The 2,879-nt window shown below is 50.3% G+C and carries 4 protein-coding genes; 3 read left to right on the forward strand and 1 reads right to left on the reverse strand.

Annotated elements, in window-relative coordinates:
* Positions 1-128: 128 nt before the first annotated feature.
* The 3 genes from Afil_RS10545 to Afil_RS10555 all read left to right on the forward strand — a co-directional run bounded on the left by Afil_RS10545 (position 129) and on the right by Afil_RS10555 (position 2,576).
* Positions 129-470 (forward strand): thioredoxin family protein, encoded by a 342-nt coding sequence (locus Afil_RS10545; RefSeq protein WP_230268519.1) that lies wholly within the window; start codon positions 129-131, stop codon positions 468-470.
* Positions 471-584: 114 nt separating this feature from the next.
* The gene (locus Afil_RS10550; protein WP_255658394.1) at positions 585-2,132 is read left to right on the forward strand and encodes an aldehyde dehydrogenase family protein; all 1,548 of its coding nucleotides are present in this window, start codon (positions 585-587) and stop codon (positions 2,130-2,132) included.
* Between the two features lie 114 nt (positions 2,133-2,246).
* Positions 2,247-2,576: a thioredoxin family protein gene (locus Afil_RS10555; RefSeq protein WP_230268521.1), complete on the forward strand. Its 330-nt coding sequence runs from the start codon at positions 2,247-2,249 to the stop codon at positions 2,574-2,576.
* On the opposite strand, the gene Afil_RS10560 is transcribed toward Afil_RS10555, so the two are convergent.
* The coding region (locus Afil_RS10560) for a hypothetical protein (protein WP_230268522.1) at positions 2,567-2,879 on the reverse strand (313 nt) is incomplete at its 5' end. The genes Afil_RS10555 and Afil_RS10560 overlap by 10 nt on opposite strands.

Here is a 2,879-nt window from a genome sequence, read left to right on the forward strand (position 1 = left end):
CAATAGATTTTTAGAAAAAAGTGAAAAAACTCGAATCATTCGAGATTTGACTTGAAGAGTAGAAAAAAGACCACATCACTGCTTAACGCTGATGTGGTCTGAGAAATCTTAACTTAATGACATTGGCATTGATTCAAATTGAAAGTGAAGCCGAATTTGAAGACGTTCTGTCCAGAGACGGCATGGTTTTGATGGATTTTTACGGATCCTGGTGCGGTCCGTGTCAGATGTTTCATCCGGTTCTGGAAGAAGCGGATCAGCAGTTTTCGGATTCACTGACCATCGCGCAGGTCGACAGCGACCGGTTTGGCGATCTGTGCGATCAGTATGGTGCCGATTCTCTGCCCACACTCATCTTCTTTTATGACAAGAAGCCGGTTTTGAAAGCCAGAGGCTACCGTGATCTCGCCAGCCTTAAAGAGCTGCTGAAGATTGCCCGTAAGAAAGCCGGTCTCGATGTGGTTGAATAGAGCGCATAGCTCTGCGTGCTGTTCTTTTCATATTCCGTATTCCGCGATGCGGATGGGAGAAATTGAAGAGCGCCCTGTCCGCTTTGACATGCACTTTTGAGGACGCTTCGTACAATGGACGATAAACCGTTCAAAAAAGACAGGACTTCAGCACACAACCGGCAATCTGCCGGTTTCTTTTTTCGGGAATACGATTCATTGTTAAGGATAGATTCCAATACAATACTGTTATTCGCCCGCAGGCATGGCGAGAAAAATGCAAACGAAAAGGAGGCCCACATGGACCAATCAGTAGAACAATCCGTAGAACAGGCGGTAGCCAGCCAGAAGGAACTGTTCAAAAGCGGCACAACGCTGGACTTGCTGTTTCGAGGAAAGCAGCTGAAGCGGCTGTACGACGAAATCCTCCTTCAGCAGAAGAACATCGAACAGGCGCTCTATGCGGATTTGGGGAAATCCGCAGATGAAAGCTGGATGAGCGAAATAGGCCTGGTTCTCGAAGCCATCCGCTATCAGATTCGCCATCTCTGTTCCGCTTCCCGGGTTCATCTCCACACGGTACCGCTTCATCAGATGCCCGCACTCTATGAAACGGTGCGCATTCCATACGGCACGGTCCTGATCATGGCTCCGTGGAACTATCCGTTTTATCTGGCCATGGTACCTCTGGCGGAAGCCATTGCAGCCGGCAACACAGTCGTTCTGAAAACCGGCCATGCGGCTACGGAAACATCCAGAGTCATTGCCGAGATCGTTCAAAATATTTACGATCCGGATTATGTAACCGTCTTTACGCAGGGCTGCGAAGAAATCGAAGCGCTGCTGGAAGAAGATTTTGACTATATCTTCTTTACAGGCGGCAAGAAGCTCGGATCCATGGTCATGGAAGCTGCATCGAAGCATCTCACGCCGCTGACACTTGAACTGGGCGGCAAATCACCGGCTGTTGTCGATGAGAGCGCCAACCTGGCCCTGGCTGCGCGCCGCATCGTCTTCGGAAAATTCCTGAATGCCGGCCAGACGTGTGTGGCTCCCGATTACGTTCTCGTACACGATTCGGTTCTCGAACCGTTCATGGCTGCACTGATGCATGAAATCCGTCGACAGTATCCAAGTCCGGAACGCATCGGCAAGATCATTTCACCGGCGCATTATGAACGCCTGATCGGCTACATTCATCCCGAACAGGTCGCCATCGGCGGCCGTGCGAGGGGAACGACCCTTCAGATTGAGCCGACCGTCCTTCTGGATGTCGACTGGGACGACCCCGTTATGCAGGAAGAGATTTTCGGACCGATTCTTCCCGTGCTGACGTTCACGAATTTCCGTCAGATGATGCAGGAACTCGCGGATAAGCCGACGCCTCTTGCTTTCTATCTGTTTACCCGCAACCGTCTGCAGAAGCAGTACATGAAGTACGTTCAGCCCTTTGGCGGCGGCTGCATCAACGACACCATCATTCAGCTGGCTTCCGACAGCGTGCCGTTTGGCGGCATGGGAGCGAGCGGCATGGGACAGTATCACGGCAAATGGGGCTATGAAACGTTCTCCCATATTAAGAGCGTCGCCGTAAAGCCGGATGTGAAAATTCTCGATCTGCCGCTGCGCTATAACGACCGCAAGCCCTGGATGGCTTCGCTGATTCGAAAAGTGCTTCGCTAGAGCCGGATTCATGCCTTGAAACGTCCTGGAAATGCCCTGAATTCAAGCGGGCAAATGACTCTAATACCGCCTTTTGTCTATTCATAATAAAAAAGAACAAGGGAGGTATTTCCGATGATTCAGCAAGTTACAAGTACTGAAGATTTCAGTGACATTATTAACAGCAATCAAAAAGTTCTGATGGAGTTTTACGCCAGCTGGTGCCCCCACTGCAAAGCTTTCTATCCAACGCTCGATGCCGCCAGCAAGCCCCTCAATGAGGAAGGCATCGCCGTTGCCCGGACCGAAATTGATACGTTTGAACAGATCGCTTCGGCTTATGGAATTGAATCCATCCCGACACTGACGTTCTTCGTCAACGGTGAACTCGTTGCCGAATCCGCCGGCAGCCGTGACGAGCAGGGAATTTTTGAATTCGTTCGCTCGGCTCTCGCTCAGCAGTAAACCTGCGCCGCAATCGACCAAAAATAAAAAACGGCCCGCAGCTGGGAGGCTGCTGAAAAAGTCCCGTTTTTTGAAGTATAAAATCCGTGAAATAAAATTAAACCCAGCGAAGTTGCGTCAAAGACGCCCTCGTTGGGTTTTGTGCTTGATATGTGCATGATAATTTTCGAAAAAGCCGTAAGCGTCAAATAGAACCCGTCTAGAAATCGAGCGCAGACTCCTTCACAATTTCCGTGAAGACGTCTGCGCTCTTCTTTATAAAAAACTGCTCGACCGACTGCCCAGTGGGCTGCTGGTTGAGCA

This window comes from Allobaculum fili (assembly GCF_020969955.1).
Lineage (GTDB): Bacteria > Bacillota_I > Bacilli_A > Erysipelotrichales > Erysipelotrichaceae > Allobaculum > Allobaculum fili.